The organism is Microcystis sp. M53602_WE12, from assembly GCF_030065455.1.
GTDB classification, from domain to species: Bacteria; Cyanobacteriota; Cyanobacteriia; order Cyanobacteriales; family Microcystaceae; genus Microcystis; species Microcystis aeruginosa.
Genome location: NZ_JASJFB010000467.1, coordinates 1 through 14,386 on the forward strand (window position 1 = coordinate 1; position 14,386 = coordinate 14,386).

A 14,386-nucleotide genomic window follows, 5' to 3' on the forward strand; every position below is an offset into this window, starting at 1 on the left:
AAACCCTTATATAGAAAGACATTTGGCGATTTTTGTCAATTGTTTTCGATCTAGAACGAGCTAATCAATTAAGTCTCTTGCCGGATAAGGATTTAGTCGATTTATGCCCCCTGATCGAATCATACCAAGTAACGAAGAGCCAAATTTCCCTAAACCCCTAAATCCCTATCACCCTATCACCCCAAAACCCTATCACCCTATCTCCTGACTCCTGATAACTGATAACTGATTATTGAATTACTTCTTTAATAATCGTTAAAACATCATCATTGATATTGCGAGGATTGCGCTGGTATAACTTATCTCTTTCCAATTTTAAAACTCGATCGATGATTTTTCGCACATCTTCGGGAGCGTTTAAAATCGGTTCTTGGATATTTTGGAGATTATTATCAGAATTAGTCATAGGGCAGATTTTTTAATATTTACAGCCGCGGCATCTCCAACAAAATCCCTGCCGGGGTACGTTAATCTATTACTAACGCACCCTCAGCCTAGATTGTTTCTCTAGACGAAACTTAAATAGGGTAACTTTTGTGCGGTAGATTGAATTAGATCGAGATTTTGTAAAAGCTGTCCGCAGGTATCCCAATCACCTTCTATTAACATCTGTCGGGAACCTTCATTCATAGAGACGGTAGCGACAAAATCCCCCCATTCCACCGTCATGGTTGGCAAAGAAAGATCGACGGGAATTTCGGGATTAGCTGCAATTAAATCCTGTAAATGGGCGATAGTTTTAGCCTCAGCAGTGACACAGGGAACCCCATTAGCGATACAATTGCCAAAAAATATTTCGGCGAAACTTTCCCCGATAATTGCTTGAATTCCCCAACGTAAAATCGCTTGCGGTGCGTGTTCCCGAGAAGAGCCACAACCAAAATTACCATTAACTACCAAAATTTTCGCCCCTTGGTACTGGGGTAGATCGAAAGGATGACTCCCCTGTAAAGCGGCTCGATCATCGGCGAACACTTGTTCTCCTAAACCTTCAAAGGTGATACAACGCAAAAAACGAGCCGGAATAATGCGATCGGTGTCAATATCGTTGCCTCGCAAGGGTAAAGCTCGTCCGGAGATGGTTTTAACTTGACTCATGATCTTTTTCTAACTTTTACTAGCAGTGACAAAAAAAAGTGGTTGCATCTTGCCATACTCCCTGATCGGTGGCATTTTTCTCGATTTCTCGGCGATAATTGTTCACTAGAGTCGCAATTTCGGCAGCCGATAGGCGACCGAACCGCCTTTTTTTAACCATTGATACCATTTTGCCAGCACTTGCGGGATATCGGGGAAAAGTGCAATCGCCAGAGAACAGATGATCAGATCGAAACTAGACTCGGCAAAGTCAATAGCAGCTATATCGGCGTTAATTAGGTCAATATTCTCGATATTTAATGCTTCTAGCTTTTTTTCGGCTCTGGCAATCATTTCCGGCGTGAAATCAACCCCGATGACACTTTTCACTTTTGGGGCAATTGCGACCGCTATAAATCCCGTTCCCGTTGCCACGTATAGCACAGATTGGCTTTTTTGTAAATAGAGATAATTTACTAATTTAAGGGCGCGAGCTTGCGTAAAATCGTTATCGTAATCGTGACGAAGGGCATAAAAATCAATTACTTGACGCTGATAATCGTTGCTCATCTTCTCTATTGCCCAATTATCGACAAAGACTGACCCAATTGACTTAAATTAAGAGCATGGCCGCCGGTAACTAGATAAACCGCGTCTGCTATTGTGCCAATTCTACGACAGAGATCGCCTAAACGATCGCGAAACAGACGACCGAGGGGATAAGCGGGAACCACACCCCAACCGGTTTCTTCCGCCACCAGAATAACATCAACCGCCGCGTTTTTGAGGGAATACAAGAATCGATCGCTAATTTCTAACCATTCAGCTGCCGACATTTCTAAACAATTGGCTACCCAAGTACCGAGGGAATCGATCAATAAACAGTGAGAAAATGGGCTATTATCAATAGTTTCGCTTAATTGTCGGGGAATTTCTTGGGTTTGCCATTGGGGGGAACGTCGCTGCCGGTGTCTTTCAATGCGATCGCACCATTCTTGATCTTTTTCATCCACCGAGGAGGTGGCGATATAAATAACGGGTTTTTGGCTGATTTTGGCTAAATATTCGGCCCATTCACTTTTCCCAGAACGGGCAGCCCCTGTAACTAGGATAATTTTTTCATCCACGATCGAGATTTTGGCAAATAACTAAAGTATATAGGGGAGAAAACTGTCCTATTCTGCATCATCCAAACGGTGAATATCATCATCTCCTAGATATTCGCCATTTTGCACCTCAATCATCACCAGAGGAATAGAACCGGGGTTTTCCACCCGATGACGGGTATTCATGGGAACGTATGTAGATTCTTTTTGTTTGAGGAGAGTTTCTTTTTCATCACAGATTACCCGCGCTGTGCCGGAGACGACAATCCAGTGTTCACTGCGATGGTAGTGCATTTGGGTACTCATCTGATGGCCGGGTTTAATGACAATGCGATTGATGCGATACCGGGGACCTTCCTCCAATACCGTCACTGTTCCCCAGGGGGGAGTCCGCGTCATTTCTATGTCTTGGGGATAAGGGGAGGGATCATTAATTAAGTCATCCATGGTGGTGGTCTCCAAACTTGATTAACATTCTAGTGGACGATAATCAGTAATCAGTAATCAGTGAACAGACAGGACTTTTACTGCCATTTAATACTGCTCACTTAATACTCTATCCTCCTACTGATAACTGATAACTGATCACTGATAACTGATTCAAGAGGGCAATTGTTTAAAATCAAAATTTGTCTCTTTTCCCTTGACAGATGGCTCGGTTTGTGCTAGGCGATTAGCCATTTGTACCAGATCCACCCCGGTAGCTTGACGCAATTGTTCAGCAAAGGCAGTCATTTTCGGGACAAGATTACCATCACCTCCGTCCACTACCGTCACCGTTTGCACCTGCACTTCTGGGACACTAGCGACCATTAATTTCAGCAATAACTCCAATTTTTGGTATAAAAAGATGTTTTTAGCGTTATTTCCCGCTCCTTGCCAAGAAGCCGCTAATTTTTTGGTTCCTTCCGCTTGCGCTTTCCCCTGTTCGATAATTTTGGCCGCTTCCCCCCGGGCTTTGGCGATCGCTTGTTGACATTCCGCTGCCGCAGGGGCGATCACATCTGCCTGTAATTGCTGTTTCACCTGCTTAATTCGGGCAGTTTGTACCGCCACTTCTGCCTGTACTTTAGCTAAATCGGACATAACCACCGATTCTACCTCGGCAATCATGGCGCCGCGCTTAGTTTGAGTGTCGCGCACCCGTTTTTCTGCGTCAGCTTTGGCTATTTCTAAATCTTTTTGGATACGACGCAAAGCGGTTAGGCGTAGATTCTCGGAATCCTTGATAATCGATGTTTTTCGGGCTTTTGCTTCTGCTATCCGGGCATCTCTCTGTAATTCGGCTTTTTGCTTCCGTCCGATCGAATCGAGATAACGCACCTCATCGGAGATATTCTGTATCTGCAAACTATCCAAAACTAAACCCAATTTTTCCAGATCCTGTTCCGCTTCTTCTAGGAGACTTTTAGCAAAAGCGATCTGATCGGAGTTCGCTTGTTCTGGGGTTAAATTGGCCAAGACACCGCGCAAATTGCCCTCTAGGGTTTCTTTAGCCAATTGTTCAATTTCCTTGCGTTTCTTGCCCAATAAACGCTCGATCGCATTATAAATAATCGGTTCTTCCCCGGCAATTTTAATATTCGCCACCCCGGTGACGATTAACGGCACACCGCCCTTAGAATAGGCATTAACCACCCTGAGATCGATGATCATGTTGGTCAGGTCCATTCGATACACTTGTTCTAGCATAGGTAAACGAATACTGCTGCCCCCTTTTACCAAACGATAACCGATGGTTTTACCCGTGGCCGTGGGACGACGACTACCGGCAAAAATTAAAACTTCACTCGGTTGACAGATGTGGTAATAGTTACGGATGACTAATAAACCCGCACCTGTGCCTAAACCGAAAACTCCCAGTAAAACAGCGATAATTTCCATAGATTTTATTACGGTCGATGCTCGGATCAAATTAACTAAATTGTATCCATCAATTTCCAACTTTGACAGACCAGTAGTCTAGTAGGGTGTAGGTAGGGTTTGCGGCAAAAAGTTTTTCGTGGGGGTAGGGTGTGGGGTGTGGGGTGTGGGGTGTGGGGTTTTACCGATTTTCAGGTGGTCAATTACCTAATTTTCAGGGAAAAAGTCCCAGAATTTTCCCCCCAATCACTCCAATGGTCGGCACTTTTTGAGGGAAAAAAAGTCTAAAAACCTTATCCAACAAGGTTGTTAGATTTATTCAGCAAATCCTAGGTACATCGAAAATTAAAATAAGTTAATGATAGAGTAAAATCCTCTAGTTTTATGTTGACTTCAATCAAATTGCTTCTAAAATCTACACATAACTTTATTCGTAGAGCAAATTATTCGATGTATGAATAATCTCAAAAAATCTCTCGGCATTTGTTGACCGTCGCTTCTGCTGCTGTGGGTGTCCCCGAACCCACGGGTGTTCTTGGTCATATCACACTAGGGGGTTTAATGCTAGGGGGTACTGTCCGCAAAGCGAGAAAATAATGTCCCAGAGAGAGGAGGCGCGGGTTTCCTCTCTCTTTTTTGAGGGGTTTTCGAGCCTTCAGCTTTCAGGATCTATCCCTAATTCCCGCAATCGTGCCGCTAGTTGTTCTGCTCGTTGTTTAGCCGCAGAAGCCTCTTGTTTCGCCGCAGAAGCCTCTTGTTTGGCCGCAATTAACTCCTCATCGGCCAGGGGAATTAACTCTCCTTCCAGCGTCAACCAGCGCAACCATAGCCGCTCAATCCCCCGATAGGAACCTTGCCACAAACCCAAGCTCAATTCCAGTGGAGGAATCGGTAAGCGTCCCTCCACTAAAGCTACGGGTTGGTAACGACCGCCTACCAGTTCAAACGCCTGAAGTTGGTTAGTATAGCGACTGAAAACCACATAGTAGGGAATCCGCAGAATCTGTTCATAAACTGTCCACTTAGTTGGCGGTTCCCCTGGTTGGCGTAGTTCTTCGCCTAAATCTTGATTTTCCGTACCTGGAGACAATAATTCCACCACAATCGTCGGAGAAACCCCTTCCTGCCAAATCACATAGCTTAAGCGCAGGTCATGGCCATCGTAGAGGCGAGGAACACCAACCACCCCAAACCAATCGGGACGCTTGTACCATTGAGGGTGTCTGACATTGTAGTAAAGGTTGAGGTCAGCAGCGCTAAAAACTAGCTCTGGTTCCCAGTTGGGAGGCTGGAAAGTCAGCAGTAATAACTGAGGTTGTAATAGGTGAAATTCGTCAGGCAAACCGGGTTCCAGTGGATTGTCACTAGGTAAATCGTACATCGTCGGCAAGGATTGCCGAGGGGAAAGGGGAGGGTCAGATTGGGGAATGGTGAAGGTAGGTGTAGTCATAATTTTATTTTAGAAAACGGGTTTCTGAAAGAAACCCGTTTTCTGTGTAGGGTGCGTTAAGCGGCTATCAATTTGTCATCAAAAAAACCAAACTACAAACTACAAACTACAAACTACACTGTAATCTTGATTGAACTAACAGCGTCATTTTCATGATTTATTTCTGGCATTTTTGAAGCGACCGTTATCGTTAATTTCAATCCTAAAGCTTGAAGCCAAGAGGTTAGTTGATTCATGGCTTCAGGTGCAGGTTTTTGCATTAGTTCTTCCAATTGCTTCGCCTGAATTTTGATTTGTTCTGGTGTTAGATTTTGAGGTCCAAGGGCTTCTAGGACGTGATTGAATGCGAGTCTGAGTAATTCTGATTCAAATTCATATTCATCTCCCTCGAGATGAGTTTCCAGATAAACTGCTGCGTAATGGGAATCTTTAAGAGATTCGATCAGGGAATCATGATAACTATCACTGACTGGCATTTTCTCGGCTCCTATAGTCTTGCCAATATTTTTGAGCTATTTCAATGTCTTTAGCTTGCGTTTTTTTATCTCCTCCACACAGGAGTAAGATAATCGTTGTTCCGATTTGTCCAAAGTAAACGCGATAACCAGAACCATAGTCTATTCGTAGTTCATAAACTCCTGCTCCTACTGATTTATAATCCCCTAAGTTACCTAAATTAACCCGGTTTAGGCGTTGAGCGATTTTAGTTTTAGCCTTAATATCCCGCAAAGAATCGAGCCATTGGGCAAAGGGAACTTTGCCGTCACTGGTAACATAACGTCGAATTTCTCTGGGTTGAGCCGCCATGGGATAATTATAGCAGTTATACTATTTTTCTAAAGTAATGGCAGGTATGGTTAATTACCCTCACCCCCAACCCCCCACCCCCTTTATCAAGGGTAGGGTTGATTCATGAATCAACCCTACCCGACATCGTAGAGCAGGGGGGGGTGGGAGAGGGGAGTATTTAGAAAACGGGTTTCTTTCAGAAACCCGTTTTCTAGGGGTGGGAGTATGTCAAACTAAAAAGTAAAGCTTAGACAGCCTATCTTTATCATGCCAGATCAGCCAATCTCGATCGCCCAATACTACCACGAGCGGACTAAATACGACCCCCAGACGATCGCCTCAAAAAGTAAAGGTCTTGATTGGAGTCAACAACCCCATCCCTTCAAAGAATACAAAATCGGTCAGACGTTCGATCTCAAACCCTACCTCTCCCGTCAAATGGTTCCCCAAAAAGGAGACTTTTGGCGACGTATATCGCGAATTTTGGGCTGTAGCTATGGGTTAACTGCCAAAATCGCCACTATGGGGAGTCCCTTGTACCTACGTTCCGCACCCTCTGCTGGTGGATTATACCCCGCCGAGGTCTATCTGATCTCCCGTGGCACGGAATTTTTACCCGCCGGTCTCTACAGTTACCAAGGTCAAAGTCACTCGCTGCTTTTATTCTGGGAAAGTGATGTCTGGACCAACCTACAATCTGCTTGTTTCTGGAATCCTGTTTTAGAAAATACCGATATCGCTGTAGTTACCAGTGCCATTTTTTATCGGTCTGCTTGGCGCTACGAAGATCGAGCTTATCGGCGTATTTTCCTCGATACAGGGCATTTATTGGGCAATATTGAGCTATCAGCCTCGATTAATGACTATCGCGCCCATTTAATCGGTGGTTTTAACGATATCCAGATGAATGAATTGCTTTATCTCGATTCCGAGAAAGAAAGTGTCATGACGGTGATTCCTTTGGCAGATCTGCTCAATATCCGGCAAAATCTCCCCCATAGTACCACGGCACTCCCTTCGGCAACCACGACTCTTTATCCCGAAATTCCCGAGGGAGAATTATTAAACTCCCTACACCGAGCCACTATCATAGCTACAGATGAGAAGATAGAAGCAACTGTTACCCCCTCTAATTGGGAAGATAAATATAATTTTCCTTTTTGTCTAAAAGTTTCCGTGACATCCCGTCCCGTCAATTGGGGGGAAGATTTAATCGATCTGGAAAGTACGATGCTTAAACGCAGATCTACCCGCGCTTATAGTGGCGCTAGTCTCAGTTTAGACGAATTGCGAGCGCTGCTGCATTTCACCTATCAACCCCAAGATTATGCCGGCCAAAATCTCGATCCCAATCCCGATTATTTTGCTCTGGATTTATTGGAAACTTTTATCGCTGTTTCGGCAGTAACCGGATTAGAGGAAGGCTGTTATTATTATGCTCCCAAAGCCCAAGAATTGCGGCAAATTCGCTTTAAAAATTTCTGGCAAGAGTTACATTATCTCTGTTTAGGTCAGGATTTGGGACGAGATGCGGCCGCTGTGGTTTTTCATACGGCGGATCTGTCAAAAGCAGTGGCTAAATATGGCGATCGAGTCTATCGTTATCTTCATGCAGATGCGGGTCATTTGGGACAGAGATTAAATTTAGCGGCTATTCATCTGGGGTTAGGGGTTAGTGGTATCGGTGGTTTTTTCGATGATCAAGTTAATGAAGTGTTAGGAATTCCCTCCGATGAAGCAGTTATCTATATCACTACTTTAGGCCGACCGAAGGTTTTTTAGGGTGAGTTTGAACCCCTGAAGGAGTGACAAGGAAGTTGAGGTCATTGTACTCTGTACCTTGACCAGTTCACTTTCTCCCTTGGACGTATTTTGTTTAAAGGTTAATCCAACTACGGACCATCTGTCGGGGTTTTCCTGAATTTTTAAAAGCGGTTCTATTGTGGCATAAAAAGCGATTATTAAGGTAAAATACATCACCTTTTTTCATTTTGAAGCGGACTGTATTTTCTGGTTTTGAAAAAAAGTCGTCGATGATGTCGAGTGTTTTTGTGATAGCTTCCGGTTGCGCTATTTCTAGTTTGGAGTAAGCGACTTCAATCCAGTACCGCATATAACGAAAAACCAGACCCTGAGAATCTGTTGAGAATAAGGGGAAATTATTATTTTGAATAGCTTCTTGAGAATTAATCTCTCCAGGTGTAATCACATCGCGCGCCAAAGGTTCGTAAAGATAGGGAACTAGGTCTGTATGGTGTTGCCAGAAATATTGATACAAATTGGCGGCGTTTACTACCAGGGAATCTCCTCCCTCATCCGCGGCAGCAAGACACAGTAAGCCAACAATATCAGGGAAGTAGTTTTTGGCTGTACTATCGGTATGATAGCCAGTTTCTGTATTCGTCATCGAAACGGGTATAGCTTTTTTAGTGTAATCCATTCCTCGATCGATTACATCAAAAAAATAGCCATAGCGGTGGTTTAGCAGTCCAAAAATGCGAGAAATAAAAGCATAAATTAACCGCATTTCTATTTCTGTTAATTCCGGTTCTAATCGGAAAATAATTATGCCTGGTTTCTGGAGCAATTTCTCACGAAATGGTAGGAAAAAATCAAGATTTTTATTGACTGTTTCCTGTCCTATTTCGTTGGGTTTTTCAAGCCATTTGTGATTGCTTCTTTTTAGTAAATCCAAGACTAATGATTCTGGTACATGAAAAAATAGTTGAGAAGGATCAGGCAATTTTTTCCAAGTCAGTAATGAAATATTAGGATCAGAAATCGGTATAATCATTTTTGAATTTTGAAAGCAACGTGAAGGGGAAGGTCAATGAGCGGAGTAAAAAATTCTGGGTCTAGTTCTAAATGTTCCTGATTAATTTTTAGTTCATAAACTTCTGGCATTTTTGTGAATGCTGCTAAACGAAGAGATGTGAAGTAATCTTCCATAGTTTTATGAACACATTGCACGGCGACGGCTTTTCTATCTCGGCGCCAAATCTCACCGGGGAATAATTGATCGCGTCCGGAAAAATAGCCAGCTTTCGGGTTAAAATAAAACGGAAACTTATCTTTTTTCAGAAAAGGTAAAGAGGGATGGGGGACGGCGAACAGGAAATAGCCACCGAATTTCAAAAGTTGGTAGGCTTTCTGCAGCGTGCTAATAGTTTCTGAAACATTTAAGTAGTTGAACAGAAACATAGCCAGAACTAAATCGTATTGTTCGGACTCAGTGACCGCAAAATCACGAATATCACCAGCTTCATAGGAAGCATTAGTAATCTGATGCTCGTTTTTTTGAATCAAGGCCTGCTCGATCATTTGCGATGAAATATCAATCCCATGAACAGATTGAGCGCCTCGGTTAATTAACTCTCTTCCTACATAACCTTCCCCACAGCCTAGATCTAATATATTCTTGTTGACAATCGGTTCACATAAATCAATGACAAAGGGACGTGCGGAGTAATCAGAAAGCAAAATCGGTTCTACTCGTTTCCAGTCTCCTGCGCTTTCGTCGTAAAGTTTTTTGGTTTCTTGTGTTGCTTTCATACCTATCTAACGTGATAAAATTTGCACTAATTTTGTTTTAGTCTAGCACTGTGTAAGTAATTACCCATAAAACTTTTACCAGTTAATCCAAAATCAGCTATCGCCAGAAAAATTAGCTCTTCTTCTCCTAAGTTCACAGATTGATGCACACACCAACGGGGAATAACAGCAAAAGTACCCGGTTCGACCTCGTTTTCGTATTGATCAACAATAACTTTTCCTTGACCCTGAAGAAATACAAATACGGTTTCATGTGCGTGTCTGTGCATTTCATTCGCTTTTCCTGGCTTGACTATAACTAGGCGTGGATCTAAAACTTCTAGATCAAATGGTAGGCGAAATACGTTAAAGTCAATATTGAGTTTATCAACCTTATTGTTGTATAAGGCTTCTAAGTTGCTGGCGCTGATTGTTGAAATAAGCTCTTTACCTTCTTGCACATGAGTCAAGCTTTTTTGTTCATTGATTTTTTCGGTCAATGCTCCCAGTCGCACTGTTTGAAAATCATGGTAAAGTTGTGATGCAAGCCTTAATATTGTTTGAGAGCATTGGCATTCATTAGATGGATCTGCAAGCCAATTTAACAGGTTCAGAACTTCTTCCTTGTGCTTTTCCGTTTGCATCCCGTATAGCAAAAGTGAACTCAATCCGGGTAGTAGTTTTTCCACTGGAACAGTAGATAAGTCTTCCGTCAATCCAATACGCACGTCATTGATTTGATGCAATAAAAGTTCCTGTTCCTGATTAGACAGCTTTTTGCCTTTAATCATTTTAGTGAAAAGCGTAACAATCTTGAGTTGGTCTGATGATGTCAAAGATTTATCTAACGCCGACGCACGTTCATACATATTGTCCCAGTAAGCAGCACGTAGATTTAAGGCTTTTAACATTCCTTTCCGTAATTCCAGAACAGCCTGTTCGCTTTCACTGGCTAATTCTTTAGCAATCTCAACTAAAGTTAAGCTGTGTTCATCCTCCACTTCTGTATGTAAAGGAAAAAATACATATTGCTGCAAGGATAATGATGTATGTTTTTTGATCGCTTCAATAATGTGTTTGTAGATAAATTTAACAACAGATTCAGTCCCTAAACCTATCGCTCCAATAGCTTGGAGTGAACTTCCATTCTGGAGCAGCGATAAGAATGATTCACGCCAGATTTCCACTTCAACACAAGGCGTTTGCGTGCTATCTACTCCCATCGCTTCTTGAAAACGCTTGAATAACTGTGGGTGAGGAATTTCCTGTACCCACTCGTCCTTAATACCTAATTTACGGATTGCTTCGAGATCTTCATCGTGTAGATGTCCGTTTTCTTCAGCTAAGTTCTTCAGCAGGTGATTTCGATGAGTGGGATTTTCTAGCTTTGATATTACTGCTGTTAAATAACGGGAAAACCAGTCACTATAAGCTCCGTATTGACTGGCAAAGTCTGTCAGAACTTCATCAATATGTTGAAATTCTCCTTTTTCTAAAGCCAGTAAATACGGATGATTAATCGCTCGATGGCTTAGTGCTTCCTCGATTAAATTTTCCATTTTTTCTCATCCCCCGATAGCCGCCCTCTTTTAAATATAGCGCTTTTCACGTTACTGAGGTATCGACAAGTTTTGCCAACAAGGGGCTTAAGCCCCTTGCCCATGCCTCATCCTGAGGAAAACTGCTATACCATCACAAAATTGGCCAATTGTCAATAGCGTTTGAGATGCGCTCCCCCTGAAAACAGATCATTCTTGATTAAGATTCTCTGAGATTTTCCCTCTCTAATTCGATTAAATTATCGATTTTCTTTAGCTTGGCATCCCCGGCAAGATAACCGATCCCGCGATGTAAATGTAAGCGAAATTGTTGAGTTAGAGTTTCTTTATCGGTTCCTAATCCGTCTTGATGACAACGTTGTTTGAGGGCAATTAAGAAAATATCGGACATTTCTCCCCCGAATACTTTCCAAGATAATTCTACATTGCTATCGGCAGGAATGGGAACGGGAGAGGGGAGACTCGGTTCAGCAAGGGAACGACAAAAAGCCCAACGACAGAGGATATTCCATTGGTCAATTTTGGTGTAGCGTTTTAATTTTATTAGGCTATCTTTGGCGGTTTGAGATAGTCGAAAACGTTCGATCGGTGATTCCATAATCTATAATTTTACCTCGCTCTGACCGATGAGAAAATAGTTAGTCATTCTCAATCCTGTTTAATAGGATAGTGGAAAGTGGGGAGCTTTTTTTCAGTGTTCAGTAAACAGTAATCAGTGAACTGATAACTCGCATCTGATAAATGATAACTGATGAGTCCATCTCACATTTGCAGAAATACCGGCAATCGGCAATTATCAGTGACTCTTAAATTATTACAGATATATCAGCGGCTGTCTGTAAGCATCCCACCGAAAAACTAATGCGCTCCGGGGTTTGGGGGCGGCGCCACGACCCCAACGGTAGGTTTGGGGGGTAGAACCCCCCAAAGGCTTGGATTGAGCGATAAAATCGGAAGTGATGACCAATTTTAGAAGATAGTTTCCCTTTAAAAATACCAACTCGGTAGATTTACAAAAATGAGATGCACCCAATTTTACCCCCGATCACTCCCATATCTGGTACTTTTTGATTGACAAAAGGTCTAAAAGTCTTACCCAACAAGGTTTTTAGATTTATTCAGCAAACCCTATCTGTTTTGACTTTGTGTTCTTTGTGTCTCTGTGGTTGGCGTTGTCAGATGTAAAGATGAATCAAGCAAAAGTGTAGGGAACTGGAACATCCTTAAACTTAAGGTAATGAATTAGAAGCGGTAGGGAATTTTCTAACATTTTGACACATTTTGAATAGCAGAGAGTCTGACGATGAAGACGGGCTAAGTAATGACGTAATCTTGTATTTTCTCCCTCTACCCTTGTCCTATAAGTTTTGCTAACAATCTGATCCCCATCAGGGATAAATATTGGATACACTGGATTTCCATCACTTACCCAAAAATAACATTGCCAAAATGAGATAGCTTGCCATAAACGTTGAAATGTCTCTGCACTATGTTGCCGAAGGCACTCGCCTTGCGAGACCACCAATTACCCATCCAAGAATTCCATCTCGAAAGTGGTCAACAGCCGTCCAGAGCCAGATTTTGTTCTTTTTTTTACCAACAAAGGTCTCTAATTCATCTAGTTCTCCCACTTCTGGAATCGTTTCTGGATTATAGGAATCAGGCAGCAGTTTTCCCACTTGTTTGACCCAATCTATAATGGTTGTTCGTGAGACTCCCGTCACTCTCTCAATGCCTCGAAATCCCATGCCATTTACCTACATTTTCAGACAGGTGCGCTTAACATCATCGCTATAGCCCTTGGTTTCATAGCTATCGATGAACTGGCGACCACAGTTTACACATATATAGTTTTGTTTTTGACCACGATGACCATTTTTATTGATGTGGTCACTTTTACATTCTGGACATTTCATCGTTTTTTTTCCTTCATTGAGTTTCTATCTATTTTGCCTTCTCATCTCTTTATCTGACAACGCCCCCACTGATAACTGATAACTGATAACGGCTCTTCGGTTTGTGTTATGCAATGGACGGGGGTTATAAGGGATGGAACCCTTATAGAGAAAGGCATTTAGCGATTTTTGTTAATTGTTTTTATCTAGAGCGAACTAATCAATTAAGTCTCTTGCCAGATAAGGATTTAGTCGATTTATGCCCCCCTATCGAACCATAACAAGTAACGAAGAGCCTAAATTTTTAATTCCTGTAACTAATCCCTCGATACTATCGGGTTCAACTAAAAAACCAGTTTTTCCATCTTCGATAATTTCTACCGGACCACCGCGACGATAGGCAACTACGGGAACACCACAGGCTAAAGCTTCAATAGCCCCGTTACCAAAAGCCTCAACCCAGCGCGGGGTCATCAACAGGCCAAAACAGTCGCCTAACTCTTTTTGAAGGCTCTCGGTGGGCAAAAAACCGCGATAATCGACTAAATCGAAATTATAGTTATCCTGTAAATTTTGCCAGTAGAGAAGATCGGAAATATGACCGAAAACCCGTAAAGGTAAGCTAAAACGCACTTAAACCACCTAAAATAGAAATAGTAATTTTAGAAAAATCCTACTTATGCCAGCTAAAGATTTCCTAGATTTAGAAGAAAAGAAAAACTTACAAAAAGCTCTTAAAGAAGAAGAAAGAGCAGAAGTTAGGGAAAGAATTTTAATGTTTCTCTTGCTGAACGACGGAAAAACTCAACGAGAAATAGCTGATTTTATTGGCTGTTCACTCAAAACGGTCGCCCCTTGGTGTGTTCACGGCGATCCTAACAATTTAGAAAGTCTAGAAGATGGGAGAAAAAATGGAAATCATAAAAAAGCCACAGAGGAATATATTAATTTACTATTAAAAATAGTTGATGAAGACCCGAAGGAATTTGGATAGGAATTCGGGAGATGGACAGCGGCAAGATTAGCAGAGCATCTAGAAAAGGAAACAGGAATTAAACTGAGTGGCTCGCAAGTGAGAAGAATATTGAGAAGAAAAAAGTATGTGTATATCTGGGC

General features: G+C 42.3%; 17 protein-coding genes and 4 pseudogenes. 6 read left to right on the forward strand and 15 right to left on the reverse strand.

The genetic code is table 11. The features are described from left to right. Positions 1–32 precede the first annotated feature (32 nt). On the forward strand, positions 33–161 hold the full coding sequence (locus tag PX482_RS15480; protein ID WP_002761199.1) for a hypothetical protein: 129 nt from the start codon (positions 33–35) through the stop codon (positions 159–161). A 68-nt stretch (positions 162–229) separates the two neighbouring features. Here PX482_RS15480 and PX482_RS15485 read toward each other — a convergent pair whose 3' ends face one another. The 6 genes from PX482_RS15485 to PX482_RS15510 form a co-directional block, all read right to left on the reverse strand. Further along, complete coding sequence (locus PX482_RS15485) at positions 230–406, reverse strand: hypothetical protein (protein ID WP_002740601.1); 177 nt, start codon at positions 404–406, stop codon at positions 230–232. A 101-nt stretch (positions 407–507) separates the two neighbouring features. Then, entirely contained in the window at positions 508–1,098 is a 591-nt protein-coding gene (gene leuD, locus PX482_RS15490; protein ID WP_002761195.1) for a 3-isopropylmalate dehydratase small subunit, read from the reverse strand. Positions 1,099–1,203: 105 nt separating this feature from the next. Then, positions 1,204–1,647: a class I SAM-dependent methyltransferase gene (locus PX482_RS15495; protein WP_002761190.1), complete on the reverse strand. Its 444-nt coding sequence runs from the start codon at positions 1,645–1,647 to the stop codon at positions 1,204–1,206. Positions 1,648–1,652: 5 nt separating this feature from the next. Continuing rightward, positions 1,653–2,204: a bifunctional adenosylcobinamide kinase/adenosylcobinamide-phosphate guanylyltransferase gene (gene cobU, locus PX482_RS15500; protein WP_125730507.1), complete on the reverse strand. Its 552-nt coding sequence runs from the start codon at positions 2,202–2,204 to the stop codon at positions 1,653–1,655. A 48-nt stretch (positions 2,205–2,252) separates the two neighbouring features. After that, a complete protein-coding gene (locus PX482_RS15505; protein WP_002761188.1) occupies positions 2,253–2,630 on the reverse strand; it encodes a phosphomannose isomerase type II C-terminal cupin domain in 378 nt (125 codons plus the stop codon). Between the two features lie 153 nt (positions 2,631–2,783). After that, positions 2,784–4,067 (reverse strand): flotillin family protein, encoded by a 1,284-nt coding sequence (locus PX482_RS15510; RefSeq protein WP_002761187.1) that lies wholly within the window; start codon positions 4,065–4,067, stop codon positions 2,784–2,786. Positions 4,068–4,166: 99 nt separating this feature from the next. Between PX482_RS15510 and PX482_RS15515 the strand changes: the two genes are divergently transcribed. Then, entirely contained in the window at positions 4,167–4,334 is a 168-nt protein-coding gene (locus tag PX482_RS15515) for a hypothetical protein (RefSeq protein WP_288122651.1), read from the forward strand. A 216-nt stretch (positions 4,335–4,550) separates the two neighbouring features. Next, positions 4,551–4,643: pseudogene (locus PX482_RS15520) on the forward strand (PEP-CTERM sorting domain-containing protein); the annotation flags it as partial. 58 nt (positions 4,644–4,701) lie between these two features. Here PX482_RS15520 and PX482_RS15525 read toward each other — a convergent pair. From PX482_RS15525 to PX482_RS15535, 3 genes are all read right to left on the reverse strand, one after another. Continuing rightward, the gene (locus PX482_RS15525) at positions 4,702–5,496 is read right to left on the reverse strand and encodes a Uma2 family endonuclease (RefSeq protein WP_002761186.1); all 795 of its coding nucleotides are present in this window, start codon (positions 5,494–5,496) and stop codon (positions 4,702–4,704) included. 113 nt (positions 5,497–5,609) lie between these two features. Continuing rightward, entirely contained in the window at positions 5,610–5,972 is a 363-nt protein-coding gene (locus PX482_RS15530) for a helix-turn-helix domain-containing transcriptional regulator (RefSeq protein WP_012266497.1), read from the reverse strand. Then, a complete protein-coding gene (locus PX482_RS15535; RefSeq protein WP_002755652.1) occupies positions 5,959–6,303 on the reverse strand; it encodes a type II toxin-antitoxin system RelE/ParE family toxin in 345 nt (114 codons plus the stop codon). Before PX482_RS15535 ends, PX482_RS15530 begins: the two co-directional genes overlap by 14 nt. A 249-nt stretch (positions 6,304–6,552) precedes the next feature. Here PX482_RS15535 and PX482_RS15540 point away from each other — a divergent pair, with 249 nt between their 5' ends. Further along, positions 6,553–8,067, forward strand: coding sequence for a SagB/ThcOx family dehydrogenase (locus PX482_RS15540; RefSeq protein WP_288122653.1), 1,515 nt, complete (start codon positions 6,553–6,555; stop codon positions 8,065–8,067). Positions 8,068–8,161: 94 nt separating this feature from the next. On the opposite strand, the gene PX482_RS15545 is transcribed toward PX482_RS15540, so the two are convergent. The 5 genes and pseudogenes from PX482_RS15545 to PX482_RS15565 all read right to left on the reverse strand — a co-directional run bounded on the left by PX482_RS15545 (position 8,162) and on the right by PX482_RS15565 (position 13,291). Continuing rightward, positions 8,162–9,079: a TauD/TfdA family dioxygenase gene (locus PX482_RS15545; protein ID WP_002761181.1), complete on the reverse strand. Its 918-nt coding sequence runs from the start codon at positions 9,077–9,079 to the stop codon at positions 8,162–8,164. Continuing rightward, positions 9,076–9,837, reverse strand: coding sequence for a class I SAM-dependent methyltransferase (locus tag PX482_RS15550; protein ID WP_288093946.1), 762 nt, complete (start codon positions 9,835–9,837; stop codon positions 9,076–9,078). The genes PX482_RS15545 and PX482_RS15550 overlap by 4 nt, the downstream gene beginning before the upstream one ends. Positions 9,838–9,863: 26 nt before the next feature. After that, positions 9,864–11,375, reverse strand: a complete 1,512-nt coding sequence (locus tag PX482_RS15555) for a cupin domain-containing protein (protein WP_288058305.1) — start codon at positions 11,373–11,375, stop codon at positions 9,864–9,866. 199 nt (positions 11,376–11,574) lie between these two features. After that, complete coding sequence (gene dndE / locus PX482_RS15560) at positions 11,575–11,973, reverse strand: DNA sulfur modification protein DndE (protein WP_288093947.1); 399 nt, start codon at positions 11,971–11,973, stop codon at positions 11,575–11,577. A gap of 594 nt (positions 11,974–12,567) precedes the next feature. After that, positions 12,568–13,291 (reverse strand): annotated as a pseudogene (locus tag PX482_RS15565) (IS1 family transposase). Positions 13,292–13,404: 113 nt separating this feature from the next. Between PX482_RS15565 and PX482_RS15570 the strand changes: the two are divergent. After that, positions 13,405–13,551, forward strand: coding sequence for a hypothetical protein (locus PX482_RS15570; protein WP_002761326.1), 147 nt, complete (start codon positions 13,405–13,407; stop codon positions 13,549–13,551). A gap of 16 nt (positions 13,552–13,567) precedes the next feature. Here the strand turns inward: PX482_RS15570 and PX482_RS15575 are convergent. Continuing rightward, a pseudogene (locus PX482_RS15575) lies at positions 13,568–13,900 on the reverse strand (glycosyltransferase); the annotation flags it as partial. Between the two features lie 49 nt (positions 13,901–13,949). Between PX482_RS15575 and PX482_RS15580 the strand changes: the two are divergent. Then, a pseudogene (locus PX482_RS15580) lies at positions 13,950–14,386 on the forward strand (IS630 family transposase); the annotation flags it as partial.